A 25,259-nucleotide genomic window follows, 5' to 3' on the forward strand; every position below is an offset into this window, starting at 1 on the left:
GCCGCCGTGTCGCTTGCGCACTTCTCGGCATACACCCGCATGGTTGTGGGAAGCATTCCCGTATGGAGAGAATGCCGGACATAGCCGTTGTGAACGTCTCGGGAGACCTGGACGTGACGAGCGTTGGTGCGCTGAGAAGGACCATCGACGCGCTCATCGCCGACGGCTGTCGGCGCATTGTGCTCAACATGGATGACGTTGGCTTTGCGGACTCCGCAGGGCTGGGGCTTGTGCTCTGCGAGCTGCGGCGCATGAGGTCTCTGGGTGGGCTGCTGTCGCTCACCAACGTGCGGCCGCGCGTGTACATGAGCCTGGCGCTCATGCGCATTGTGGACTACATGCCGGTCTCGCGCGCTGGAAGCAAGAGGACCGTCTCGGAGCTCGACCCTTCCGTTCTGCCGCTGTGGCGCACCACGTTTCCCGTGGACGCCGTGCACCTTGGCGAGGCCCGCGACCACGTGGGCGAGCTCATGCGTGGCATGCCCTTCTCGGATGACGAGATCTTTGATATGACGCTTGCGTGCGGCGAGGCGCTGGGCAACGCCGTCGACCACACCTGCGCCAGGGGTGTGCTTGCTACCGTCACGGCTTACGACGACCGGATCGAGGTGGACGTGGCAGACTGTGGCGATGGCTTCGAGCTTGGTGCCGACGAGGAGCCGCCCGAGGCGGGTCCCGGTGCCGAGCGCGGGCGCGGCATTCGCCTCATGCGCCTACTCGCCGATGCCGTGTCGATCACGCGCAAGCCCTCGGGGAAGGGGACCGTTGTGCGGCTGGTGAAGCTCGTGCCCGCGCGCGAGAAGATCGGCGTCGTGGGTGGCGCCGGCGCGTAGACGCGCGTCGTACGCGGCGACAGTCATGGACGTCGCCGGAAGCCCCAAATTGTTGCAATTCTCATCAAAACGTGCCCTCCGGAGACAAATCATCGCCGGAGGAGCCCCTGTGTTGCAAATGGCGCCAAAATGGGCTTTCCGGCGACGAGAGAAGCCCACGCAAGAAAAAGGGCACCCGCTCTCACGGGTGCCCGTTCTTTTTCTGGAGGCGAAGCCCGGATTCGAACCGGGGGTAAGGGCTTTGCAGGCCCGTGCCTTACCACTTGGCCACTTCGCCATATGAAAAAGGCCGATTTGCACCGGCCGGAAATGCATGGAGCGGGCTACGGGGTTCGAACCCGCGACCTCCACCTTGGCAAGGTGGCGCGCTACCAACTGCGCTAAGCCCGCGACGCAGGGGATAATATACGGGAACCATCGCGTCGATGCAAGCGAGAATTTGAAATTTTTTGAGGGTCTTGTAAACGCCGCAGGTAGAAGCCACAAAATGACGAGAAGAATCTCTGAAGACGTCGCTGGCGGTCGTGTCGTATGCTAAGAGGACGCGCGATTGCGCCCGTGCCGCCGGATAGTCACCGCCCATCCAAAGGGAGACGCCCCATGATCCTTAGCCTGCTCACGCTTCTCCTCATTGCCCTTATCGTCGAGGGCTTTGTCCGTGTGATTCGCTACTTTGCCGATTGGCTGCGCCAGGGAAGGAAGCTCGACGAGTCGGAGGTCTCGGAGGCGCACGAGGCAGAGGAGGCTGCCGAGAAGGTCGCCGAGCGCGACCTCAAGGGCATAGACGACAAGGCCGTCCCTCAGCGCCGCGCAACCGTCGTGCGCACCGAGCACGATGCGATTGAGACGTACCTCGACGAGATGCACCTGGGCTTCTACCAGATCATCATCGTCTTCTTCCTAGGCTGTATTGCAGGCCTCTTTGTCGAGGAGGTCTGGATGTTCGTGACGGCGGGCCTCACGCAGAGCCGCGTGGGCCTGGTATGGGGGCCCTTCTCGCCACTCTATGGCTTTGGGGCCACGTTCCTCACGCTCATCTGCTTTGAGATGCGCCGCCACCACGCCAAGGGCTGGCAGATCTTCCTCATCTCCATGGCGGTGGGTGGCATCCTGGAGCAGGTCACCGGCTGGTCGATGGCTATGCTCTTCCACGCCGAGTCCTGGACCTACGAGTATCTGCCCGACCACATTACCCAGTGGGTTGCCTGGCGCTTCCTCTTCTTTTGGGGCATCCTGGGGCTCACCTGGTGCCGCGTGGTCATGCCGCCCCTGCTCTACCGCATTGGCATGCCCACCTCTCACCGCCAGCTGGTCTTTGTGATCCTGGTGAGCGTCTACCTTGCGGCGGACATCTGGATGACGCTCGCATGCTTCAACCGCAAGACGGCGCGCGACGCCGGCATCCCCGCGAGCAACGCCTTCGAGCAGTGGGTGGACGAGCACTACACGGACGAGTTCATAGCCAACCGCTTCCAGAACCTCGTCATTGGGGGCGACGAGCAGTGATGCCCGACCGCATGGTGCCACGGTCTGCCGCGCAGGTGCAGGCCACGAGCGGCGCGGGCGCGCCTGCCCCTGCCCGCGATGTCTACCTGGACTACGCTGCCGCCACTCCGCTAGACCCCAGGGTCCTCTCGGCCATGGAGCCCTACCTCACACGCTGCTTCGAGAACCCCTCGGCCCCGTACGCCCGCGCCCGCGCGGCGCGAGATGCCGTTGAGGGAGCGCGGGCGGACATTGCGCACCTCATGGGCGCCAAGCCAGATGGCGTCATCTTCACCGCTGGCGCCACCGAGGCCAACAACCTTGCCTTTGCGGCAGCGGACGGTGGCGTTGTGACCGACGCCGCCGAGCATGAGTCCGTCCTCGCCTGCGCCCAGGCACGCGATGCCGTGGTGGTGAGCGTGGGCGCCGACGGCCGCGTTGACCCGGAGCGGCTGTGCGCGGCCATTGGCCCCACCACGCAGCTCGTCTCGGTTGAGCTTGCAAATGGCGAGGTGGGCGCCGTACAGCCCGTGCGAGAGATTGCCCGCAGGGTCGCCGTGGTGCGCCAGCAGCGCCTGGCCGAGGGGAGCCGCGTGCCCCTGTGGCTGCACACGGACGCCTCACAGGCCGCCGGCTCGCTCTCGTGCAACGTGACCTCGCTTGGGGCCGACATGGTCACCCTCTCTGCCGCCAAGGTCTACGGGCCAAAGCAGGTGGGCGTCCTCTGGGCGGGGGAGGGTGTGCGCCTGCGCCCTCTGGTCCTCGGCGGCGGCCAGGAGGGCGGCGTGCGCTCCGGCACCGAGAACGTTGCCGGTGCGGTGGGGTTCGCTGCCGCGCTCTCAATCGCGCAGGGCTGCCGCGCCGAGGAGTGCCGCCGCGAGGAGGCGCTGCGTTTGCGGCTTGAGCGCGCCCTTGCGGACGAGTTCCCCGGCATGGTGGTCTCGGGGCCGAGAAGCCCCAAGCACCGCCTTCCCGGGCTTCTCCACGTGAGCTTTCCCGGCCTCGAGGCCAGGCGCCTGGTGGTGCTTCTCGAGCGCCGCGGGGTCTCTGTTGGGACGGGCAGCGCCTGCGCGGCCAGCCGCATGCGCGAGAGCCACGTCCTTCACGCCATGGGGCTGCCCCCGGAGGTCTCGGCGGGGAGCCTCCGCATCACGATGGGTCGGCAAACCAGCATTGACGACATCGACTACGCGGCCGCGCAGATCGCAGATGCCGTGCGCACTGAGATGCGGCGCACGGGCCTCTCCCAGGACGACATGCTCGGCCGTGCCGGTGGGCTGGCCGTGGGGAGGCGGCGCTAATGGGCGAGAAGGTCTTTCTCGGCCTCTCCGGAGGCGTGGACTCGGCGCTCTCGGCCGCGCTCCTTGTGGAGCAGGGCTATGACGTCACGGCCGTCTACATGCGCAACTGGTCGCGTGACCTGCCGGGGTACCGCTGCCCCTGGGCCGACGACCTCGCGGACGCCGAGCGCGTTGCCGTGACCCTGGGCATTGGCCTCGAGGTCTGGGACTGCGAGGAGGAGTACCAGCGCACAGTCGTGGACTACCTGGTGGACGCCTACGCGCGTGGCCTCACGCCCAACCCAGACGTGATGTGCAACCAGACCGTCAAGTTTGGCACCTTTGCCGACCGCGCCTTTGCGCGTGGCGCGGACCTCATTGCCACGGGGCACTACGCCCGCGTGCGGCGTGGTCCCACGACCGGCTCCATCCAGCTACTGCGCGCCGTGGACGAGCACAAGGACCAGACCTACTTCCTCTGGCGCGTGGGCGAGGAGGCCTTGTCGCGCACGCTCTTCCCCGTGGGCGACGTGCGCGACAAGGCCGAGGTGCGCCGCATGTGCGCTGAGAGGGGCCTGGGCGTTGAGTCCAAGCCGGACTCCGACGGCATCTGCTTCGTGGGGCCCGTGGGGATAAGGACCTTCCTCCTGGACACGCTGGAACGTCGGGCGGGAGACATCGTGGAGTGGGAGACGGGTCGCGTCCTCGGTCACCACGACGGGGCATTCCTCTTCACGGTTGGGCAGCGGAAGGGCCTCGACCTGGGTGGCGGCCCTGCTCGATATGTGGTTTCGACGGATACCGAGAAGAACGTGGTCTACGTGACCGCAGACCCTGCGTGCCCGGGCCTGTGGTGTACGCAGCTCAACCTCTCTGACGTGCACTGGGTTGCCGGCGAGGCACCCGCAGACGGCGACTACCTGGTGAGGACGCGGCACACGGGCGAGCTGCGGGAGGCTCGCCTGGAGGTGCTCGACGACAGGCGCGCTCGCGTGAGCTTCCCCGAGCCCGTGCGCACAGTGGCACCGGGGCAGTCGGCCGTCGTCTATGGGGGTCTCGTCTGTCTGGGCGGAGGAATCGTGGAACCAGACCCGGTGGCATATAATCGGTAAGTTACTCATGTGGTGAAACCAGGTGGCAGCGCTGGCGTTGACCTGGGACGAGGCTGGTTGGAGGTGCTTGTGGCAGAGGACGCCGAGAAGAAGGCCCCTGCGGCGCAGAAGCGCCCCAAGGCTCCAAAGCCGCAGGTGGTTGGTGCCAAGGTGAGCGCCTCCGCACCCAAGCGGACAGCAGGTTCCGCCAAGGGTGCCGCCGGCTCTGCCGGTGCCAAGGTCAAGTACCGCGTCAATGCCGCCAAGGCGGTCTCTGCCCAGGACCGAGAGGCCGACAAGCAGAGCATGGGCCAGGTGCGCAAGAGCCTGGTCTTTCTCGGCGGTGTTACCGTTGCCTACCTGGCATACCTCATCTTCTCTGGCCAGATGGATGTGTTTCTCGCCAGCCTCTCCCAAGTTGACAGCAGCTGGATGCTGCGTGGGGTCTTCTGCTATGTGGTCTATTACATCATTGGCGTCTCGGCGTATGTGCTCTCGGTCATCACGGACCCTAGATCTCCCGTGGGTGTGCGCGACCTCATGAGCGTCGAGGCAGCCGGCGTCTTCTTCATGAACCTCACGCCCAATGGCATGGGCGCCGCGCCTGCGCAGATATACCGCCTTACGCGTGCAGGCCTCTCTGTGGGCGGAGCCGGCGCGCTCCACTCAACGCGCTTCATCATGTACGAGGCGGGCGAGGCCATCTTTGCCGCCATCATGCTCATCTTTAGGCTTGACTACTTTCTCAACTCCTTTGGCGACTTCATCATCATTGGTATCCTGCTCTTTGTGTTCAAGATCCTTGAGTGCGCGGTGCTCTTTGGCATCTGCGCATACCCCAAGTTCTTCTCGAGCATTGGCAACTGGGTGCTGCGCTTTGCCAACAAGCACGGCTGGGTGAAGGACTACGACCACTGGTACCAGGTCGTGAACAACCAGATCAACGAGTTCTCCGACGGCTTCAAGTCTGCCGCCAAGAACAAGGGCGACCTTGTTGGCGTGCTGGTGCTCACGCTGCTGCAGCTGGGCTGCCTCTACGCGCTGCCATGGTTCGTGCTCAACGCCTTTGGCAAGGAGGCCGACCTCATCACCTGCCTGGCGTCCGGCTCGATGCTTGAGCTGCTCACCTCGGCCATCCCGCTGCCCGGTGGCACCGGCGGCGCCGAGGGCGGCTTTGCGCTGCTCTTTGGCGGCATGTTTGGCGCGCAGGCCTCGGCGGGCTTCGTGCTCTGGCGTGCCATCGAGTACTTCCTGCCCACGCTGTGCGCGGCACCGCTTCTGGGCCTGCGCTCGACCAGCGGCGAGAGTATCAACCATCGCTTCAAGCGCTATGGGGCGCGGCTGCGCAGGCTCTTCTCGCGCGGGAGCGGCGGCAAGGGCTCCGGTGGCATCAAGATCACGTTCAAATAGAGAGGCGGCGGGAAGCGCATATGGCTTCCCGCCGCTTTCGTAACGTGTGCCGGTCGTATGACGCTACCAGGAGACCTTGGCGATGTTCTCCTCGATGTGTCTGCAGCTTGCCTGCCAGCGCTCCTGCTCGTGCGGTGTCATGGTGGGGACAATGACCTTCTCGACGCCGCTCGCGCCAATCACGCAGGGTAGTGAGGCATAGTGGCCTGAGACGCCGTAGACGCCCTCGACGAGGGTCGAGACGGGCGTCACGAGCTTGGTGTCGCCTAGGATGGCCTCGATGATTGCAACGGTTCCGTTGGCGATGGAGTACTCGGTGCACGCCTTGCCCACCATGGTGGTGTATCCGCCGCGCACGGCCTGCGTCTCGAGTGCGTCACGGTCGAGCGTGACGTCCGTCTGCGCCTCTAGCTCCTCCGGGGTGAGGCAGCCAAAGGTTACGTGAGACCACAGGGCAAACTCGGAGAAGCCATGCTCGCCGAGCATCCAGGCGTTGATGGAGCCCTGGTTGAGGCCGGTCGCGCCGGCAAGCGCATGCTTGAAGCGCGCGGAGTCGAGCGTTGTGCCCGAGCCCAGCACGCGGCGTGGGTCGCAGTCTGCCAGGTCGCGTATCTCGGTGGCGATCACGTCGTTGGGGTTGGAAACGCTCACCCAGATGCCCGTGAAGCCCGCGTCCTCGATGCGGCGGACGAACTTCTTGGGCTCCTCTGTGGTGGGGACAAGCTCGCCGTCGCGGTCGGTGCGGGCGGCGTCCACGTGACCCGCGGCGTTGACGATGACGTCGCAGCAGGCAAGCTCCTCGTAGCGGTCGTCGCACTCGACGACGCGCGCGGGGCGCGGATAGAAGCTCATGGCGTCAAGGAGGTCGTTCGACTGCGCACGGCAGAGCTTCTCATTTGTGTCCGATAGGCGAATCTCGTCCGCGAGGCCTTGCGCGAGCAGCGCGTTTGCGACGTGCGCTCCCACGTGGCTGCAGCCGATGATGCCGATAGTCGTATGCGTTGCCATTCTCCGCGCTCCTTATGTCGTGACTTGTCTCGATTAATTGTCTCACTAGGTGCTGCTGCTTGTCATAAAGCGGACCTCATCTACCCTGGGCACATGCACGCGAATGAGCGCCGTTGCGCGGTCCTGCTCGTCTGTGGCGAGCGTGCGGGTGCTGGTCACCGTTGCCACGATCCGTTCGGTTGGCCGCGGGGAGCCTGATGCGTAGCTGTACTCGGTTCCCACGGAATAGCGCTCGACCTCGGGCTGCACCGCCTTGAGCTCCTGCGTTGTGAGAGCGGTCTCGTACTGGTCCGAGGCCTGGGAGGGGGTTGCCGTTGCGTCCTTGGCGTGCTGCTGGATTGTCTCTTGGACCACGCCGGTGGTCACCATGAGGCAGGGGATCGCAAAGACGAGCGTCCCAATGATGACGTTCCTGCGCAGGCGACGTGATATGGCCACGGCATCCTCGCTCTCCTGCGGGGTTACGACGCCGTCGTCGTTGATGTCTCGGTGGAGCGGCACATGCAGGAGGAGCAGCACGACCTCTGCGGCGAGCGCGATGAACACTACGTTGACGCCAAACTCGTAGATTGCGCCAGCGAAGCGCGTGAGGCTTTGCTGCGCGATGCCATAGCCGGCCGAGCACAGAGGCGGCATGAGGGCGGTTGCCACGGCAACGCCTGCTATGAGGGTCGAGGGCTCCTGCTTGCGGGAGTTGCCAAGCCCGCCCGCAAAGCCGCCGGCAAGGGCGATGAGCAGGTCCCAGATCGTGGGCGTCGAGTTGTCGAGGAGGGCGCTGGTCTCGTAGGGGATGGGCGTGAGGAGGAAGTAGAGGGTGGAGGTTGCAAGGCAGATGAGCATCTGGAGCGCCAGGCCGGCGACCGCGTTGCGCAGAAGGCGCCTGTCGGCCGTTGCGACGGCGTAGGAGATGGCTAGCACCGAGCCCATGAGCGGGCAGATGAGCATGGCGCCCACGATGGCCTCGGTGGAGTCCGTGTTGAGGCCAATCGAGGCAATGAGCATGGCAACGATGAGGATGCACATGTGCGTGCCATCGAGCTTCGAGCCTCCCACGAAGCGCTTGCGGATCTGCGGCCACGACGCACGACCTTCGCGAACGTCGAAGGCTCGTCTGAGCGCGGAGACGCCGCGGCGTGTCCAGCTCGCGCCAATGCCCGCGTCTTCTGTTTTGCTCTTCTCGGCCATTGCTGCACCTCGAAATCCCGGTTCGACCTATCCGTATGCCAGCCTCGTTCACTCTTGTGCCCCAAAGGTGGGGTTGCAACGCTGCGCGAGGGTGCGTGGTGGCAATTACGGGCGACACAGCACACCAGGTAGCAATCTCCGCAGTCCGACAGGTGTCCAAACTACGCACGGCTAAGGATGAGACGAACAAAAGCCCAGGTCGACACAAACCTTAATCCCGACCGTGCGTAGTTCGGGAAAGGGAAGAGCTCTGGACAGCAAGTTTCGGTGGTGCTCGACCTTCCCAGCAATGCATGCGAAGCACAAATCAGCGTACACGTGTTCTCATTTTACTGTCGGGGGAGTAGAATGGTTTGCTACGAATGCTGCGTCGTGCGGGGAGGTGCAAGTTGGACGAGGGAAGTACGGGCCGTTCAGCGGATGGCGCTCGCTCGCGTGCCGAGGAGGTCCTCGAGCAGATCCTAGCCTCGAAGGATGGCCGCGCGCTCGTCAGCATGAGCCAGACTACCTACTCTGACCAGCCAATCCTTCGTACGGGTGCAGACTTCGCCCGTGAACGCGCAATGCGTCGCCAAGAGGGACGCAACACCGCGCGCAGCGCCCGTGAGCAGCGCGTCGAGAGACGGCACCAACAGGTGAGCTTCCCTGCGCCTACCTGGGGAGCGTCCTCGACTCCCGAGTCCGCGCAGTCGGCGTGGCCGTCGTTCTCGTTTGACGCACCGTCCTTCTTCAACGAGGAGAGCGCGGAGCTCCTGGATTCCGAGCTGCCGCCCACACTGCAGGAGCTGCGGCACCTAGAGAAGGTGGGCCTACGCCCGGGAGAACTCTTCTGCCGCCAGGCTCGCCTTGCCGCAGAGTTCGAGGATAACCTGCCATTTGAGGGTTTCCATCCCTATCGGTACCTGCCAACATACAAGGACCTCGGTAACCGAGAACTGCGTGGGTACTTCACTTGGCGCGCGTCCTGGCGTCGCGGCACGGCCATCGATGTGCCGGCAACCTACGTCACCATCTTGACGTTCGAGCTCATCAACGGCGTGGGGGCCACTCCGGGGACCGAGGTCCTCGCCTGCCTGCGTAAGCTCGAGCAGCGCTGCTTTGAGCAGGATGCGCTCGGCATTGGGCCCAGCGTGACGATGGACCTACGGCGCTGGGAGCGCGACTATGCCATCTGCATGGGGCTTGACGTTCAGCAGACGGTTGCGGAGGCAGACCGTGCGTTTGGCGCAGGCGTCGAGACGCTGCGGGCAATGGAGCGGGCCGAGCTTTCATCGCGTGGGCTTCTCGAGGACCATCAGGCAGAGAAGGTGTCCGCCCCAACAGATGACGAGGTCATGGTGGCCATGGGCAACGTCTCTACCATGGACATCTCTCGCTCACCCTTTGTCCGCGCGCATCGTGAGTCCTTCGCTGTCGTTGCCGCTGCCGTGGCGCGGCGCATGGCAGTGCACTGCAACCGTCGCCGGAAGACGGGCTGGGTTGACGGCCTGGTGGGCTACCGCACGTCCTGGCCGTTTACCCCTCTGGCCGGAGTTCCGCTCGAGCGCGGCTGGGAGGGCCCCGACCGCACGGTTCGCGTTTGCCCCGGCCAGACGGTAAGCTTCCGCTTTGGCCGCTGGACGGAGCGACAGGCGTATTCCACTAATGAGCGAAGCCGCGACCTGGCGCGCCTCCTGCGCGCCATCGACCGCCAGATGCGCATCGACTGGGACTTTGGCCACCCCCTCAAGGAGCAGACGCTTCCTCGCTACCTCCAGAAGATGGTGACGGAGGAAAGCCAGGCGCAGCACGAGCGCGAGGAGGAGGCCGAGAGACGCCGGTTCAAGGTTGACCTCTCCAAGCTGGGCGGCATTCGCAGCGCGGCGGCGGTCACGCGCGAGGCTCTCCTGGTGGACGAGGAGCGCGAGGGGTACGTACCAGGTGATGCGGCAGCGGAGCCCGCGGCCGCGGCGCTGGCGCCAGAGTCTGCGGTTGCACCTCCGGCGGCAACACCGGTGCCCGCACCGCAGCCGGCCAAGACCGACCTTGGCCTTACCGCGCAAGAGCACGCCCTTCTCGACGCGCTTCTCGCCCATAAAGAGCCGCCTGCCGCCGCGGGGGCGTCCCTCGACATGCTTGTCGACTCAATCAACGAGAAGCTCTTTGACCTCGTGGGAGACACGGTGCTGGAGTTTGGCGACGTCGGCCCCGCCCTTATCGAGGACTACGAGCAAGACCTGAGAGGATACCTACAGCAATGACGCAAACTACCCAAGAGCAGGCGCCGCGCGTTCCTCGTCGCATCGCGCAGGTGATCATAAATTCCCTGAAGGGCGGCGTCGTCCCGCGCGTTGGCCTGCCCTACATCACGGTGGGCCGCGACCGCGAGGTGGCCGCTCTCCTGCACGACCTCGACTTCGTTGCCGATGGCGGTGCCAGCTTCCGCTTCCTGGTGGGTCGTTATGGCAGCGGCAAGAGCTTCCTGCTCCAGACCATTCGCAACCATGCAATGGGGAGGGGCTTTGTGGTTGCGGACGCGGACCTCTCGCCCGAGAGGCGCCTACAGGGCACGGGCGGCCAAGGCCTTGCCACCTACCGCGAGCTCATCCGCAACCTCAGCACCAAGACCAGGCCAGAGGGCGGTGCCCTCAACCTGGTGCTCGACCGTTGGGTCTCCAACGTGCAGTCGCAGGTGACGCTCGAGGACGGCCTCGCCCCGGAAGACCCGGCTTTCGCCGACGCCATGGAGCGGCGCATCATGGGCACCATGGCCTTGGTGCAGGAGCTAGTCCATGGCTACGACTTTGCGCGCCTTCTCACCATGTACTGGCGCGCTCACCTCGAGGGCGACGACGAGACCAAGGCCAACGTCACCAAGTGGTTCCGTGGCGAGTACCGTAACAAGACCGAGGCCAGGCGCGAGCTGGGCGTGGGCATCGTGATTGGTGACGATGACTGGTACGACTACCTCAAGATTCTTGCGACCTTCCTTGTGGGGGCGGGCTACAAGGGCCTTGTCATCCTCCTCGACGAGATGGTGAACCTCTACAAGATCCCCAATGCGGTGAGCAGGCAGTACAACTACGAGAAGGTGCTCACCATGTACAACGATACACTCCAGGGCAAGGCGCATCACCTGGGCATCATCATGAGCGGAACGCCTCAGGCTGTGGAGGACAGGCGGAGAGGGCTCTACTCCTACGAGGCGCTCCGGAGCCGCCTCACGCAGGGGCGCTTCTCGCAGGACGGCCTGGTGGACATGCTGGCGCCGGTCATCCGCCTGGAGCCACTCACCCACGAGGAGCTGCTGGTGCTCGTCGAGAAGCTCGCGGACATCCACGCGGGACTCTTTGGGTACCAGCGCACCATTACCCAGGACGAGCTTGTGCGCTTCCTCGAGACCGAGTACGGTCGCGTGGGCGCGGACACACACCTCACCCCGCGAGAGGTCATCCGCGACTTTGTCGAGATGCTCGACATCCTTTCGCAGAACCCCGGTGTCACGGTTGAGCAGCTGCTTGGCAGTGGGCAGTTCACGTCGCCGGTGAAGGCGCCGGCAGAGCAGGGCGCGGCGTCGTTTGCTGCGCCAGGAGGCGGGCAGGCCCCTGCCGCGCAGGACGAGTTCGCCGAGTTCGACATCTAGGCCGCCATGGACGCTTTCGACCGCTATGCGCCGTTCATCCAGGACTTCATCTACGACCACGACTGGCAGAGTCTACGGGCGGTGCAGGTTGCCGCCGCAGACGCCATCTTCAACACCGACGAGAACGTCCTGCTCACGGCTTCCACCGCCTCGGGCAAGACGGAGGCTGCATTCTTCCCCATCCTGACGGAGCTTTGGGAGGACCCACCGGCTTCGGTTGGCTGCGTGTACATCGGCCCGCTCAAGGCACTGATTAACGACCAGTTCCTACGCCTCGAGGACCTCTGCGCCGATGGCAACATACCCGTGTGGCACTGGCATGGCGACGTCTCGCAGTCGCACAAGGCTAAGATGCTCAAGCATCCCTCGGGCATCCTGCAGATCACGCCGGAGTCGCTCGAGTCCATGCTGCTTCACCGCCATAACGCTATCCCTCGTATCTTTGGCGACCTGCGCTTTGTCGTGATAGACGAGGTGCATTCGCTCCTGCGAGGAGACCGAGGCGGCCAGACGCTCTGCTGCCTTGAGCGCCTCTCGCGACTGGCGGGCGTGGTGCCGCGCCGCATTGGCCTCTCGGCCACCATCGGCGACCCAGAGGCAACAGGTGCGTACCTCTCCGCAGGTACGGGTCGCGGATGCGTCATCCCCAGGCTGGAGGCCCCCAAGGAGCGGTGGCGTCTTTCGATGGAGCACTTCTACGTGAGTGGGCCGCAGGCGCCGGAGCGCGGCGAGGATGGGCTTGGTCATGGCGCTGGTGCGGAACCAGCGGAGGCAACGTACGAGACCCCCCTGCGTACGGTAGCCGAGCAGCGCGTGCCCAGCCGAGAGGAGCGCGTGGAGGACGTCTCGCCAAGCGTCGCCGCGCCCCAGACCGAGCAACCGGAACCCGAGGCCCCCACAGACAGGGCGCCCGTCTTCGCAGACCCTGGGCTTGCCTACGTCTTCGAGCACACGCGTGGTCGCAAGTGCCTGGTCTTCGCCAACTCTCGCGAGGAGTGCGAGGCCGTTACCACAACGCTGCGCCAGTACTGCGAGGCGGTAGGGGAGCCAGACCGCTTCCTCATCCATCATGGCAACCTCTCGGCAAGCTTCAGGCAGACTGCCGAGGAGCTCATGCGCGACGAGGACGCAAACCTCACCACGGTGACCACCTCGACGCTCGAGCTGGGCATTGACATCGGGCGCCTGGAGCGGGCGTTCCAGATAGACGCACCGTTCACGGTGAGCTCGTTTCTGCAGCGCATGGGGCGTACCGGCAGGCGTGGCCAGCCAAGCGAGATGTGGTTCGTGATGCGCGAAGACGAGCCCGAGGCCAGGGCACTTCTCCCCGAGACCGTGCCCTGGAAGCTGCTGCAGGGCATTGCACTCGTGCAGCTCTACGTGGAGGAGCGCTGGGTCGAGCCGCCGAGGCTGGACGGCCTGCCCTACAGCCTTCTTTACCACCAGACCATGGCGACGCTTGCCTCGACGGGCGAGCTCTCGCCCGCGGACCTTGCGCGCCGCGTGCTTACCCTCTCGCCCTTCCATCGCGTGACAGCAGATGACTATCGTACGCTGCTGCGGCTCCTCGTCGAGACCGACCAGATCGAGCGCACCGAGACGGGCAGGCTCATCGTTGGCCTTGCGGGCGAGCGCGTGACGAACGACTTCCGCTTCTATGCAACGTTTGCCGAGGACGAGGAGTACACGGTGCGCTCGGAGTCCCAGGAGCTGGGGACAATCGTGCAGCCGCCGCCCGTGGGGGAGCGCATTGCCATTGCGGGCGCCGTTTGGGTGATCGAGGAGATTGACTACAAGCGCCATCTCATCGAGTGCACGCAGGTTAAGGGCAAGGTCCCCGCGTACTTTGGAATGTGCGCAGGAGACGTGAACACCCGCGTGCTCGAGCGCATGCGGGGCGTTCTCCGCGAGACGTGCGACTATCCCTACCTGCGCACGAATGCGCGCGCCCGGCTGGCGCAGGCGCGTCATGTGGCGTCGTTAGCCCATCTGGCGTCAGAGCCGCTCGTGTGCCTGGGTGGTACCTCATGGTGTCTTCTGCCCTGGCTGGGGAGCTACGCGTTTCTCGCGCTCGAGCGCTTCCTCAAGATTCGCTGCGCCGACAAGCTCGGGCTCAAGGGGCTGGACTCCTCGCGCCCATACTTCATGCAGTTTACGATGAGCGCCGATGCGCATACGTTCTACCGCGTGGTTAAGGAGGAGGCCGCGCTCCCGCTTGACCCCATGGAGCTGGTCTATCCCGGTGAGGTTCCTCGCTTCGACAAGTACGACGGGTTTGTGTCCGACGAGCTGGTTCGCAAGGGCTTTGCCTATGGCGTGCTAGACGTTGAGGGCATGCTGGCACGCGTGCTTTCGTGGCCGGATGCGCCCGGATATGACATTCCCGCCTTGCCTTGCACGAATCTGTCAGGAATCTGACGAGAACAAATGTTCTCATACATGGTACGATAGTATCGCAAGGGATGAAGCCACCCCGGAGGCCCCCACTGGCACGTGATGGCGCACCTCTCCCTTGCAAACAACGCTCGAGCGTGGTCGGCGACGGCCGGCCTCCTGTTGGTTGTTTGAGGTCTGGGGGCAATCATATGTCTGGATACCAGGAGAGTTTGGTCAAGGTCAGCTGCTTGGCAGAGGCGGCCGGCATCCGCAGGGCGTTTGACGAGTGGAAGGTTCCGTTCTTTCGCATGTACGGGGTGGAGCGTGCAGTACGGGATGTGAGCCCAGACCTCCCCTCCAGAGAAGGTGACATGCTCTGCCTGCCCCGCATTCCCATAAGAGATGGAGATCTGTTCGTGGTGCTGTGCGGGGATCGGCATCCCTATCAGTGCTGTAGCGGAAGATGGTTCTACATTGATGGGCTCGCAGACGCCGTGCACGAGAATTACCGCTCCTACCTTGTTCCCGTGGACGAGGACAGGGTGCGCTCCTCTTGGGGTGACAACGCTCGTCTCGCCCAGCGCTCGTATGTGAACTGGAAGGACTACCTCGCCAACGTCGCAAAGACTTGGGACAACGACGAGGTGGATCCAAGGGCGCGGTTTGCGGAGGTTGTCTACGGCATTGGCGAAAAGGCACCCGCAATTATGGGAATAGACCCAGATCCTATCTACGCCATCGCGCGGATGCTCCGAGAGCGTGGGGTCACGGGGGCAATTGTAAACGGCAAGGTCCCCATGGAGGACATCATGTAGGCGATAGGGGGGACTGCTGGACGGAGGTTCGCAGCGACGGGTGGTTCCCAGGGTCACCTACTCGCGTTGGCGCTTCTTGCCCTCGCGCTGCGCTTCCATCTCGTCGAGCCGCCGCTCATTCTCCTGGTACTGCTCTGCAGGTACTGGCTTTACGTGCAGGCCTTCCGCCCAGTTGCCGCTCTCGTTCCTCTTGAGGTGTCGGTAGCCAATTACGGAGAAGACCAGCGCCCCGGCAAAGTTCACGAGCAGGTCCTTCATGGTGTCGATAAGCCCAATGTCAAGGTAGCCGTTGATGGTCGTGGTGTCGCCGCTAGCGGTGGTAATGGCGGTCGTCGCTATGTCGCGTATCTGGATGCGATTGCCTTCGTTTGCAGGGTCAAGCGCCACGGAGGAGATGCTTGTGACAAAGGTGTCCTTCTGCATGTCCATCCCCAGGAAGGTATCGAAGCCAAACTCGACAAACTCCCACAGCACGCCGATGGTCATCGAGAAGCAGAAGGCAACAATTGTCACGTAGATGGGGGAGAGGTTGATGTTCTTGCTCGAACGGTTAAGGAGGTCCACCAGGGAGAAGCCTATGGCAGCACACAGGAAGCCGTTGAGCGTGTGCAGGACGGTGTCCCAGCCGGGAATTAGCACGTAGTAGTGGTCAATCTCGCCAAGGATCTCGGCGGCAAAGATGAATGTGTAGATGATTGCCTGGAAGAGACCGGGAATCTCGATGTGCGCCTTGTCCTCCACGATGGAAGGCACCAGAAAAAGGACGAGCACCAGGATGGAGATGGCCACGCCTTCCCAGCGTTGGGTCATGATGCAGCGGATGAGCGTGAGCAGGACGAGTACCCTGAGAATCGAATAGAGGATGAAGGTGCGGCGGTGAGCGCTATGCGGTCCTTGAGGCGTCGCATAAACGCCTGGAGCTTGCCCCTTGCCATGCGTACATCCTTTCACGGTTCAAAATGTGATGAAAAGTATCGTAGTCCACCCAGGGCGTGCGCAAGGGCGAGAAGGTCACGCACTGCCTGCTGGCCGCCAGTTCCCATCATGGATGTGCCGAGAAATGCCGGGGGTTGTGAACGGCGGACGCATTGGATGGGTAGTATCCGGTTGCATGATTCCGCATACGGTGCCAGCACGTGTCTCACGAGGGGGTACATCCATGGAAGACAACGTCTCAGATCCCATCGTGGTCCCAACGACCGCGAAGAAGGAAGCCCCGATCATCCAGGCCAGGCTGCGTCATAAGATTCTCAAGATGCCGGAAGAGGCATGGAAGGCAAGCGGCATCAGGATCTTTGGACGCAAGATTCGCGCTCTCGTCTACACCACAGACCTCGCGGTCATCAAGAACTGCGATGCCGATGCCGTCTTTGCGGTCTACCCCTTCACCCCGCAGCAGTCCATCTCCGAGGCCATCATCGACGCTTCGAGCATCCCGGTGTTCTGTGGCATCGGGGGAGGCACCACGCGCGGCGTGCGCACGGTGACGCTTGCACATGACGTGGAGTGCCAGGGGGCCATGGGCGTGGTGCTCAACTCGCCTATTTCTAACGTCAACCTCCGCGCCGTCTCCCTTGCCATCGACATTCCCACGGTCATTACCGTGGTGAGTGCCGATACCGACATCGCCGCACGTATCGACGCCGGTGCGGCCATCATCAACGTCGCTGGCGGCAAGGACACGCCGGCTATCGTGAGCAAGATTCGCGAGAAGTTCCCTGACGTGCCCATCATTGCGTCGAGCGGTGGCACAGAGGAGTCCACGAGGGCAACAATCGAGGCCGGCGCCAACGCCATCACGTACACTCCGCCCGCGCCAGCCATCCTCTTCAAGCAGATGATGGCACAGTACCGCAGCCCCGCGTCCACCGCAGAGCAGCCCCAGCACACGGCGCTCGAGGTGCTTCAGGCCGCGGGTCTCTGGCACGACCAGCACGACCAACAGCAGTAAGTCTAACGCCATAGACTGGCTGGCCTTCCCAGCCAGCAACCAGAGAAGGTCGGGGCATCACGTCCCCGACCTTTTCAGCTTTCGCGCAACGTCGTGCCCATGGGATGGTGTGAGACCTCGAAGGGGTTCCGTGGCGCATCGTGGGGAAGACTCTTCCGCAAGACGACGCCATGGCGCCGCGCAAACGGAAGAGGGGAGTCTCACATGCGCGAGGAGACATCGTCCGAAACCAAGCAGGTCCCAACGGAGGTCCTGTCGGACGAAGCGGTTGCCGCTCCGCGAGTGGCGCACTGGTGGAGGCGCCCCGTTGCCGCCACGTCTCGCGCGTCCAAGGCCGCCTGCATGCTTGCTGCGGCATTTGCTCTCACGGCGGTCTTGGGCGTAACCCCCTCGAAAGTCGTCGCCGAGGAACTGGACCATGCGGGGGTCATCCAGGAGGAGGTGGGACAGGAGTCTCTTGCCAGTGAGGGTGCTGACCAGACGGTCTCTGCACAAGATGACTCTGACAACCACAACGCGGTACAGGTCGCGGCAACCGTGCCCGACCCTATAGAGCCCCACATGCAGCCCACAACGGATTCGTCAACGTCTCTATCGCTTGCCGCGGCCTACGTCTCGGAGGAGCAGAACGAATCTGGGGATGGCTCCGGCGGTGACGATGATGCCACGAGTGAAGACTCGGAAAGAGAGCTCAACGACGAAGTTCTCACCTCTACGGGCGATGGCTCCACCGTGCTGGTGGGCGCTGGCGAGTCCCTCGTGGCGCGAGGATCGACCATCATCTCGCTTTCCCCTTCAGATTCCTCTGCGTTGAGCGTCACTGACGGCGCGACAGCAGATATCGCAGCAGCTTCGACGCTCTCTGCGCGCGGCGAGAATTCCATCGCGCTTGCCTGCGCTGGGACGGGATCCCTTGCCTGCCTGAGCGACTCGTCTGCCTATGCCTCTGGCGAGAAGTGCGCCGCTATCGCCGCGACTGACGGAGCAAGCGTCTCGATGGAGCGCGGAAGCCTCGAGGCAACGCCGGGCACCATAGTGCGCGCCGAGGGGTCTGGCAGCAGCGTCTCTCTCGTCGACGTCCAGATCCTCTCGACTGGTTCCCTTGCGGAGCTCTGCGGCGACGCAGCTCTCTCGCTTGACGGCGTCACCTCCGCAAGTTCCCATGCCGCGGCAATCTACGTTGCCGCCGGCGTGCCAAGCCTTCGCCTCACCAACGGCTCCGTCGTGCGAGGGACCATCGTGATAGCTGATGGGGCGGACATCGACATCCAGACCGACGCAACCTCGCGCATCGACGGTCGCATCGTGTACCTCTCTGCCGCAAACGTCGCGTAGTCCTTGGGCGCTATACTTGCAACCCGAACATGGTCGCGGAAGGCGGTGTGTGGACGCGTCGCTCGTGGCCGCGACCAGATGCGCCCGGGCGGCGCGAAAGGAGCATCACATGGCACAGCGGGTTCAGGGAACCGAGGACCTCTTTGGCGGCTACATGCGCGCCTGGCAGCACATGCAGGACGTGGCGCGCGACCTCTTTGGCGCGTATGGCTTCGACATGGTCGAGACCCCCGCAATCGAGCAGGTGGACACCTTTGTCCACGGCATTGGCGAGTCCACGGACGTCGTGCGCAAGGAGATGTTCCGCGTTGTCTCCGGCGCGCTCTTCGAGAACCTTCTCGAGCAGGGCTCCGAGGCTGGTCTCAAGCCCAAGCAGCGCCTGGCCATGCGTCCCGAGGGTACTGCCGGCGTTGTGCGTGCCGCCGTTGAGAACAACATGGTGCCCCAGGGAGCCGCGCCTGCCAAGCTGTGGTATGCCGAGGCAATGTTTCGTGGCGAGCGTCCCCAGAAGGGCCGTCTGCGCCAGTTCCACCAGGTGGGCGTCGAGTGGCTGGGCGCCGCGGACCCGGCGGCGGATGCCGAGTGCATCATCATGCTCATGGAGTACTACAAGCGCCTTGGCTTTGACCCCTCTCGCCTGCGTCTCTCCATCAACTCGATGGGCGATGCCGCATGCCGTCCCGCCTATCGCGAGAAGGTCCGCCAGTTCATTCTCGACCACGCGGACGAGATGTGCGAGGACTGCCTCGAGCGCGCGGAGATCAACCCCCTGCGCAGCTTCGACTGCAAGAACGACCACTGCCGCGAGGTCATGCGCGATGCACCGCTTGCCAAGGACAACCTCTGCGACGAATGCGCCGAGCACTACGCGCAGGTAAAGCGCTATCTTGACGCAGCGGGCGTTGCCTATGTCGAAGATCCCACGCTCGTGCGCGGCCTTGACTACTACACGCGCACGGTCTTCGAGGTGGAGGCTGTGGACGGCGGCGTTGGCGCTATCGGCGGCGGTGGTCGCTACGATGGGCTCATGGAGCTCGAGGGCGGAAAGCCCACGCCTGGCATCGGGTTTGCCGTGGGCTTCGAGCGCATTGCTCTCGCGCTTGCCGCGCAGGGCGGCTCGCTCGAGACGCCCCAGCCCGGATGTGTCTACGTGGCCGGGACCTCTGCGGACGAGCGCGAGGCTGTCTTCTCGGCTACGCTTGCGCTGCATCAGGCGGGCGTGCGTACCGAGGCCGACTACCAGGGTCGTTCGCTCAAGAGCCAGTTTAAGCAGGCTGACAAGCTCGGGGCGCGCGTCTGCGTGGTTATCGGGCCCGACGAGGTGGCGGCCAATGCCGTGACCCTTCGCGACATGGAGACGCACGAGCAGACCCAGGTTCCCGACGAGGAGCTCGTTTCCGCGGTGACTGCGCGCTTGGCGCAGTAGCGCAACCGCGCCGCAGCTCTAGTTCGCAAGTTTGTGCCCTCCGACGCTTGGCGCCGGAGGGCACATTCCGTCTCGCACTCCATGGCGTCTCTGTTCTCCCCTGCTCACCTTCGTGGAGAATAGCTCCCTTTCTTAATCGCCGGACACGTTTCCCCAGGTCGCTGGAGCCGGTTCTAAGAAAAAGGAGCTATTCTCCGCGAGAGAGGAAGTGTGACGTGAGAGAAGAGTCGGATGCATGTTGAGAGAGAAAGAATGCGCGTAAAAACAATAACGAGAGTGGCGTAAAATCTATAATGAAATTGGCGTATTATCTAAAACGAAGATTTCATACAGATTGCCGAACGTTGTTTACGTTGATAGCGTAGGAGAGCGATGACACAGACGCTTCAGTCCGGCACTCTCACCCCGCAGGGATATCGTCCGCGCCTTATTGAATGCAGGCTTGACGCCCTGATGAACGCATTCGGCTGCGTAGAGATTAGTGGACCTAAGTGGTGTGGAAAAACATGGACGTCTCTGTCAAGGTCGATGAGCGTAACGCGACTGGATGATCCCGCCCAGCGTGAAGCGGCACAAATGGATCCCATGCTTGCTCTAATTGGAGACGAGCCCCATCTCGTGGACGAGTGGCAGGAGGTTCCAGAAGTCTGGGACGCAGCTAGGCGACGTGTTGACGAAGCGGGGAATCGTCGTGGAATGCTACTTCTTACGGGATCATCGTCACTCTCCAAAGAGATGCGTGAGAAAGTTCATCATTCTGGTACCGGAAGGATCGCTCGTCTCTCTATGCGTCCGATGTCACTTTTTGAGTCTGGCGACTCAAGCGGACTGGTTTCATTAGGTTCGCTGCTTGCGGGCAAGCCCCTTGTTCCAGCTAGTGCACATGCTGACCTTGCGGACGTCGCTCGGTGGTGCTGCAGGGGCGGCTGGCCAGCCAACCTTGGACTTTCCGATGATGCGGCTTTCGAAACTTCTGTGCAGTATCTTCGCTCAGTTCTTGATACGAACATTTTGGAAGAGGGCCGTTCTCCTCGCACCGCTCTGGCGCTCATGCGTGCACTCGCCGCAAATGAAAGCCAGGCAGTTACGTACAAGACCCTCCAGCGTGATATGACAGAGGGCGAGAGCGCACCGGACGTACTCACCATTGCTTCCTATCTCGAACTTTTTGATCGACTCCATCTTACGGAAGAAATCAGAGGCTGGGAGCCACCCATGCGTGCAAAGGCACGTGTGCGAGTGAAGCCCAAGCGGTACTTTTGCGACCCCTCGCTGGCTGCAGCCCTATTGGGCGCTACTCCGGACCGGCTGCTGAGTGATATGCAGACGTTGGGATTGCTCTTTGAGAACCTGGTGATTCGGGATTTGTTAGTCTTCCTCTCGACGTTTCCTGGAATCGACAATCGTCTCTTTTATTATCGCGACGAGAAGGGACTGGAGACAGATGCCGTCATCGAGTCTGGTGGAAGATGGGCGGCTGTGGAAATCAAGCTCAGCGACACCAAGGCGGACAAGGCAGCCGAGAACCTGAAGGCCTTGCGGCGTAAGGTGCTATCTAATAATGTCGGGAAGAATCCCGAGCCGGTTTTTCTTGCCGTGGTGGTGGGGCGCGGGAGTTTGGCGTATAAACGTAACGATGGGGTCTTGGTAATTCCAGCCTCGCTCTTGGGGGCGTAACTGGCCATTCCCATCATTCATTCACCTTCGCGGAGAATAGCTCCTTTTCTTTATCGTCGGCGGCGTTTCCCAGGTCACTGGAGCCGGTTCTAAGAAATGGAGCTATTCTCCGCTCACGAAGATCTGTTTCGCCAGCGAGGGAGTATGACGCGAGAGGCGCGTCACCCCTACGCGAAGCGCTTGTCGTGCCTGGCTGCAGAGCGCACCACGAGGAACACTATCACGTAAATCAAGGCAACTACCAGCAGAAACGTTCCGTCTCCGTAGTTGGCGAGCGTAGCCGTGGCATCGTAGAGCCCGTGCAGCAGGGCGGAGAACGCAAAGCCAACAACTACGCACAGCACAGAGCCAATGCGGTGTCCCCTAACGGCAAGGTACTTGGCCTCCCCGTAGAGCATGCCAAACAGCACCGCAAAGCCCATGTGAGCGGGAATGGCCATGACCGCCCGGCTCATGAGCACGCCCGTGCCATAGTTGAGCCCGTACATAACGTTCTCCATGCCGGCAAACCCCAACGAGGTGAAGACCGCATACACCACGCCGTCGTAGCGACAGTTGAACGCGGGATTGTTCCATGTGGCGCGGCTCATGAGGATGTACTTGCACGCCTCCTCGATGACGCCCACCACCACAAAGTCCGAGAGCAGCTCAAACCCCAGGGTGTTCTCGTCGAGGCCGGACAAGAGGCCAAAGACCGACATCCCAACTTCTTCGAGCACGCCGGCGAGAAAGGCTGCCAGCACTCCTCGCAGAATCAGCTGCGAGAGAAGCCCCGACGGCTCCTTCTCCAAAGGGTCGAGGTTATAGACATAGCGCATGAGGGCCACGGCAGGCCCAATGGCAAGGATGAGAAAGAACAGCAGGTAGAGCGTGAAGCCGTTTGCCAGGAGAAAGAACATGGAGAACCTTTCCGCGGAAATATTGCTGGGTGGAAGGTTACCCATTTGCTACGGGAATGCGCTCGTCGGCGAGAATCTGCTCCCGAAGGCCTCTTTTACACGTGATTGCTTCAGCAACGTGCCCTCGGGGGTCCGCGCGACGCCGGAGGCCACATCTCATACGGAATTCCGCCGGAAACCCCTGCTCGGGCGTCAATTGGGCGCCGAAGGGCGCGTTTTGGCAGGAAGTGCGTACGAAACCCTGCTGCGGCGTCAGCCTGTGGGGTCGGCGTTGTTCCCGTCCCTACGCCGCGGCGGGAATCCTCCGCACGTCATCGGCAGGCGTAAGGCCCAGGAGCTGAGCTGGCCTGCTGTCGGGGAACTCCGGGCGCCTGCGTTGCCAGACGCTTATCGCCAGGGTCCACAGCGGCAGAAGGTAGCAGAACGTTGCCGTCACAATGCTCAGCGCCGGCGCGCCCACGCTCGAGAGCACGGCTACGTTGGAGATGGACCACGGCACAAGCGGACTCACGATGACCACGCTGTTCTCGAGGTCAAGCGCCAGGGCGCTTCCGTTGCTCTCGGTGCGGCGACACAGCTGGTCGGTGAGCATGATGGCAAGCGTCTGGTTGCACGCGACCATGCACGAGACCACGCTTGTGGCAAGTACGCCGATGAACGGGGTGGACTTGCGCGAGAAGCCCGTGACCAGCCCAACGGCACCGTCGAGCAGGCCAGTCTTCTTGAAGATGCCCGCATAGGTGGAGGAGATGCCCACCACAAGCGTCACGTTGGCCATCGAGACAACCCCGCCTCCGTCGATGAGCGGTGCCACCGCAGGGTCTGCGACGTGGTAGCCAAAGACGAGGAGCTGCGGCAGCTCGGCAGGCGAGACGCCCTGCACTCCAACGCATACCGCGCACGCCATACCCAGACTCGCCGCCATGGCCACCAGCACGTTCACGTGGGCAAGCGAGAGCGCAACAACCAGCGCTGCCGGAAGGATCACCAGCCAGGAGAGCGAGAACTTATCGGCAAGCGCTGCCGCTACGTCCGCGGCATTGGCGCCCCCCTTTGCCAGCAGGCCCATCGCGAGATACGCCACGCAGGCAACGAGAAACGGCACGAGTCCGGTCCGCAGCATTCGACGAACGTTGTCGTAGATGCTCGTGCCCGTGAGCTTGGACACCAGGACGGCGCTTCCCGAGAGGGGGGAACAGCGGTCGCCAAAGTAGCAACCTGCGAGCACCGCGCCACCTGTGGCCAGCTCGTTTGCGCCCATGGCGTGCGAGACGGCCATGCAGATCACGCCCATCGTGGCTGCCGTGCCAAAGGCCGTGCCCATGAGCAGCGACATGAGGCAGCAGAGGAGAAACGCCGCGAGCACGGCTGCAGAAGGCTGGATGAGCGACGAGGACCAGCTCACGATTGCCGCGATGGTGCCGGAGGCACGCCATGCCGCGGCAAGCGCGCCCGCAACCACAAAGAGGACGAGCATGGAGGCAACAGAGCGCATGGATGACGCTCCGGCGCGCAGCAGCTCGGGGAGTCGGAGACCGCGGTGCATGCCGTAGGCGAGGAAGAGAGCCAATCCAGCGGCCAGAATTGCCACCAGGGGAATGCCCATGGCCGTGCCCGCCACGAGCATTCCCGCAAACACCCCAAGCGTTGCCGTCTCTGCCATGTCCCTCGTCCTTCTCAGTGCGTTAGCCTCAGCACGAGAAACACTATGGACATACAACAACCAAGTCAAACTGATAATACTAGTATGTATCACTAAGAAGTTTTGTAATATGGACACAACAGGGCAAACGTGATGGGGCTGCTCGCACGCCTGCATGAGATTCGCAGAAAGGTGCTGTCACATGAACTTCCAGACCATGGACTACTTTGTTGCCGTTGCCGAGGAACGCAGCTTCACGCGTGCCGCTGCTCTCATGCACGTGAGCCAGCAGACCCTCTCGGCAAGCGTTGCCGCCGCCGAGCGCGAGCTTGGGGTGAAGCTCGTCGAACGCACCGTCCCGCTTGCGCTCACCTACGCGGGCGAGGAGTTTCTCGCCTACGCGCGGCGCTTCCAGGCCGAGCAGCGTGCCATGGGCCAGGAGTTCCGCGACATCGCGCACAACGACCGGGGCAGGATTCGCGTGGGTGTAACGGCCACGCGCGGCCACATCATCATGCCGCGCGCCATTGCCATGTACCAGCGCGCGCACCCTCACATATCCATTGCGCTCTTTGAGGGCGAGAACGACGAGCTTGTGGACGAGCTGGGGGAAGGTCGTCTCGACATGGTCGTGGCCACCGTCGCGGAGCGCGTGCCAGGCCTCGAGGTGCACCAGCTCTTTCGCGAGGAGGTCGTGCTCATCGTGGCGCGGTCTCTCCTCGAGGACCTCTACGGCGAGGAGGCGGATCGCGTTGCCGAGGAGTGCGAGGCCACCGGCTCGATTGAGGGGCTTGCTGCATGCCCATTCCTTCTCATGGGCGAGAAGGATGTGCCTGGCGAGTACTCGCGCCGCAAGCTCGCCGAGGCGGGCATCTCGCCCGAGGTGCGCGTGGTGTCGAAGAACTCCGAGACGCTCATGGCCCTGGCGCTGCGCGGCGTGGGTGCGTGCTTCGTGCCTTCGGAGCTTGTCGCCACCACCTTTGCAGACCCCATCGCTGCGGGCATGCGCGTCATTCATCTGGGGGAGGAGATGAGCTATCCGCTCTCGGTGGCGTGGCGCTCGTCAGCCCACGTGTGGTCGGCCATTCTCGGCTTTGACCAGGTGCTTCGCCAGCAGTTTGCCGATGGCTCGAGGATGACGTAAGCGCAGGTCGATACAGATTTGCCATACGAATGTGTTGCGGTAACCAAGGCAGCGTGTCGCCAGTTGGGGAGTGGGCCAGC

General features: G+C 63.3%; 19 protein-coding genes and 2 tRNA genes. 14 read left to right on the plus strand and 7 right to left on the minus strand.

Annotation, left to right across the window (positions count from 1 at the left end; translation table 11 throughout):
- Nucleotides 1–62 precede the first annotated feature (62 nt).
- The gene (locus NVS32_RS06760; RefSeq protein ID WP_258499133.1) at nucleotides 63–833 is read left to right on the plus strand and encodes an anti-sigma factor antagonist; all 771 of its coding nucleotides are present in this window, start codon (nucleotides 63–65) and stop codon (nucleotides 831–833) included.
- A 203-nt stretch (nucleotides 834–1,036) separates the two neighbouring features.
- On the opposite strand, the gene NVS32_RS06765 is transcribed toward NVS32_RS06760, so the two are convergent.
- Together NVS32_RS06765 and NVS32_RS06770 are read right to left on the minus strand one after the other, a co-directional pair.
- Nucleotides 1,037–1,110, minus strand: a tRNA-Cys gene (locus NVS32_RS06765).
- Between the two features lie 37 nt (nucleotides 1,111–1,147).
- Nucleotides 1,148–1,223 (minus strand) — tRNA-Gly (locus NVS32_RS06770).
- Nucleotides 1,224–1,433: 210 nt separating this feature from the next.
- Between NVS32_RS06770 and NVS32_RS06775 the strand changes: the two genes are divergently transcribed.
- From NVS32_RS06775 to NVS32_RS06790, 4 genes are all read left to right on the plus strand, one after another.
- On the plus strand, nucleotides 1,434–2,339 hold the full coding sequence (locus tag NVS32_RS06775) for a putative ABC transporter permease (protein WP_258499134.1): 906 nt from the start codon (nucleotides 1,434–1,436) through the stop codon (nucleotides 2,337–2,339).
- On the plus strand, nucleotides 2,339–3,619 hold the full coding sequence (locus tag NVS32_RS06780; protein ID WP_258499135.1) for a cysteine desulfurase family protein: 1,281 nt from the start codon (nucleotides 2,339–2,341) through the stop codon (nucleotides 3,617–3,619). The genes NVS32_RS06775 and NVS32_RS06780 overlap by 1 nt, the downstream gene beginning before the upstream one ends.
- Nucleotides 3,619–4,710, plus strand: coding sequence for a tRNA 2-thiouridine(34) synthase MnmA (gene mnmA, locus NVS32_RS06785; RefSeq protein ID WP_258499136.1), 1,092 nt, complete (start codon nucleotides 3,619–3,621; stop codon nucleotides 4,708–4,710). The genes NVS32_RS06780 and mnmA overlap by 1 nt, the downstream gene beginning before the upstream one ends.
- A 69-nt stretch (nucleotides 4,711–4,779) precedes the next feature.
- Complete coding sequence (locus NVS32_RS06790) at nucleotides 4,780–6,099, plus strand: lysylphosphatidylglycerol synthase transmembrane domain-containing protein (protein ID WP_258499137.1); 1,320 nt, start codon at nucleotides 4,780–4,782, stop codon at nucleotides 6,097–6,099.
- A gap of 63 nt (nucleotides 6,100–6,162) precedes the next feature.
- On the opposite strand, the gene NVS32_RS06795 is transcribed toward NVS32_RS06790, so the two are convergent.
- Both NVS32_RS06795 and NVS32_RS06800 read right to left on the minus strand, forming a co-directional pair.
- Nucleotides 6,163–7,107, minus strand: coding sequence for a lactate/malate family dehydrogenase (locus NVS32_RS06795; RefSeq protein WP_258499138.1), 945 nt, complete (start codon nucleotides 7,105–7,107; stop codon nucleotides 6,163–6,165).
- A 45-nt stretch (nucleotides 7,108–7,152) separates the two neighbouring features.
- A complete protein-coding gene (locus NVS32_RS06800; protein WP_258499139.1) occupies nucleotides 7,153–8,292 on the minus strand; it encodes a DUF389 domain-containing protein in 1,140 nt (379 codons plus the stop codon).
- Between the two features lie 389 nt (nucleotides 8,293–8,681).
- Between NVS32_RS06800 and NVS32_RS06805 the strand changes: the two genes are divergently transcribed.
- The 4 genes from NVS32_RS06805 (at nucleotide 8,682) to NVS32_RS06820 (ending at nucleotide 15,105) form a co-directional block, all read left to right on the plus strand.
- A complete protein-coding gene (locus tag NVS32_RS06805) occupies nucleotides 8,682–10,532 on the plus strand; it encodes a TerB N-terminal domain-containing protein (RefSeq protein ID WP_258499140.1) in 1,851 nt (616 codons plus the stop codon).
- Nucleotides 10,529–11,914: an ATP-binding protein gene (locus tag NVS32_RS06810; protein ID WP_258499141.1), complete on the plus strand. Its 1,386-nt coding sequence runs from the start codon at nucleotides 10,529–10,531 to the stop codon at nucleotides 11,912–11,914. Before NVS32_RS06805 ends, NVS32_RS06810 begins: the two co-directional genes overlap by 4 nt.
- A gap of 6 nt (nucleotides 11,915–11,920) precedes the next feature.
- Nucleotides 11,921–14,332 carry a DEAD/DEAH box helicase gene (locus NVS32_RS06815; RefSeq protein ID WP_258499142.1) on the plus strand — a complete coding sequence of 804 codons (2,412 nt, stop codon included), beginning with the start codon at nucleotides 11,921–11,923 and terminating at the stop codon, nucleotides 14,330–14,332.
- 167 nt (nucleotides 14,333–14,499) lie between these two features.
- Nucleotides 14,500–15,105, plus strand: a complete 606-nt coding sequence (locus NVS32_RS06820) for a hypothetical protein (RefSeq protein WP_258499143.1) — start codon at nucleotides 14,500–14,502, stop codon at nucleotides 15,103–15,105.
- A gap of 57 nt (nucleotides 15,106–15,162) precedes the next feature.
- Here NVS32_RS06820 and NVS32_RS06825 read toward each other — a convergent pair whose 3' ends face one another.
- Nucleotides 15,163–16,056, minus strand: a complete 894-nt coding sequence (locus NVS32_RS06825) for a DUF2238 domain-containing protein (protein WP_497023375.1) — start codon at nucleotides 16,054–16,056, stop codon at nucleotides 15,163–15,165.
- Between the two features lie 208 nt (nucleotides 16,057–16,264).
- On the opposite strand from NVS32_RS06825, the gene NVS32_RS06830 reads away from it, so the two are divergent.
- The 4 genes from NVS32_RS06830 to NVS32_RS06845 all read left to right on the plus strand — a co-directional run bounded on the left by NVS32_RS06830 (nucleotide 16,265) and on the right by NVS32_RS06845 (nucleotide 21,494).
- Entirely contained in the window at nucleotides 16,265–17,056 is a 792-nt protein-coding gene (locus NVS32_RS06830) for a hypothetical protein (RefSeq protein ID WP_258499145.1), read from the plus strand.
- A gap of 204 nt (nucleotides 17,057–17,260) precedes the next feature.
- Nucleotides 17,261–18,391 (plus strand): hypothetical protein, encoded by a 1,131-nt coding sequence (locus NVS32_RS06835; RefSeq protein ID WP_258499146.1) that lies wholly within the window; start codon nucleotides 17,261–17,263, stop codon nucleotides 18,389–18,391.
- Nucleotides 18,392–18,500: 109 nt separating this feature from the next.
- A complete protein-coding gene (gene hisS / locus NVS32_RS06840; RefSeq protein ID WP_258499147.1) occupies nucleotides 18,501–19,817 on the plus strand; it encodes a histidine--tRNA ligase in 1,317 nt (438 codons plus the stop codon).
- A 372-nt stretch (nucleotides 19,818–20,189) separates the two neighbouring features.
- Nucleotides 20,190–21,494, plus strand: coding sequence for an ATP-binding protein (locus NVS32_RS06845; RefSeq protein ID WP_258499148.1), 1,305 nt, complete (start codon nucleotides 20,190–20,192; stop codon nucleotides 21,492–21,494).
- A gap of 167 nt (nucleotides 21,495–21,661) precedes the next feature.
- Here the strand turns inward: NVS32_RS06845 and NVS32_RS06850 are convergent, their stop codons facing one another.
- A complete protein-coding gene (locus NVS32_RS06850; RefSeq protein ID WP_258499149.1) occupies nucleotides 21,662–22,393 on the minus strand; it encodes a PrsW family intramembrane metalloprotease in 732 nt (243 codons plus the stop codon).
- A 283-nt stretch (nucleotides 22,394–22,676) separates the two neighbouring features.
- The gene (locus NVS32_RS06855; RefSeq protein WP_258499150.1) at nucleotides 22,677–24,056 is read right to left on the minus strand and encodes a Na+/H+ antiporter NhaC family protein; all 1,380 of its coding nucleotides are present in this window, start codon (nucleotides 24,054–24,056) and stop codon (nucleotides 22,677–22,679) included.
- A gap of 181 nt (nucleotides 24,057–24,237) precedes the next feature.
- Here NVS32_RS06855 and NVS32_RS06860 point away from each other — a divergent pair, with 181 nt between their 5' ends.
- A complete protein-coding gene (locus NVS32_RS06860; protein ID WP_258499151.1) occupies nucleotides 24,238–25,179 on the plus strand; it encodes a LysR family transcriptional regulator in 942 nt (313 codons plus the stop codon).
- Nucleotides 25,180–25,259 lie beyond the last annotated feature (80 nt).

It is taken from the genome of Tractidigestivibacter montrealensis (assembly GCF_024741235.1).
Lineage (GTDB): Bacteria > Actinomycetota > Coriobacteriia > Coriobacteriales > Atopobiaceae > Tractidigestivibacter > Tractidigestivibacter montrealensis.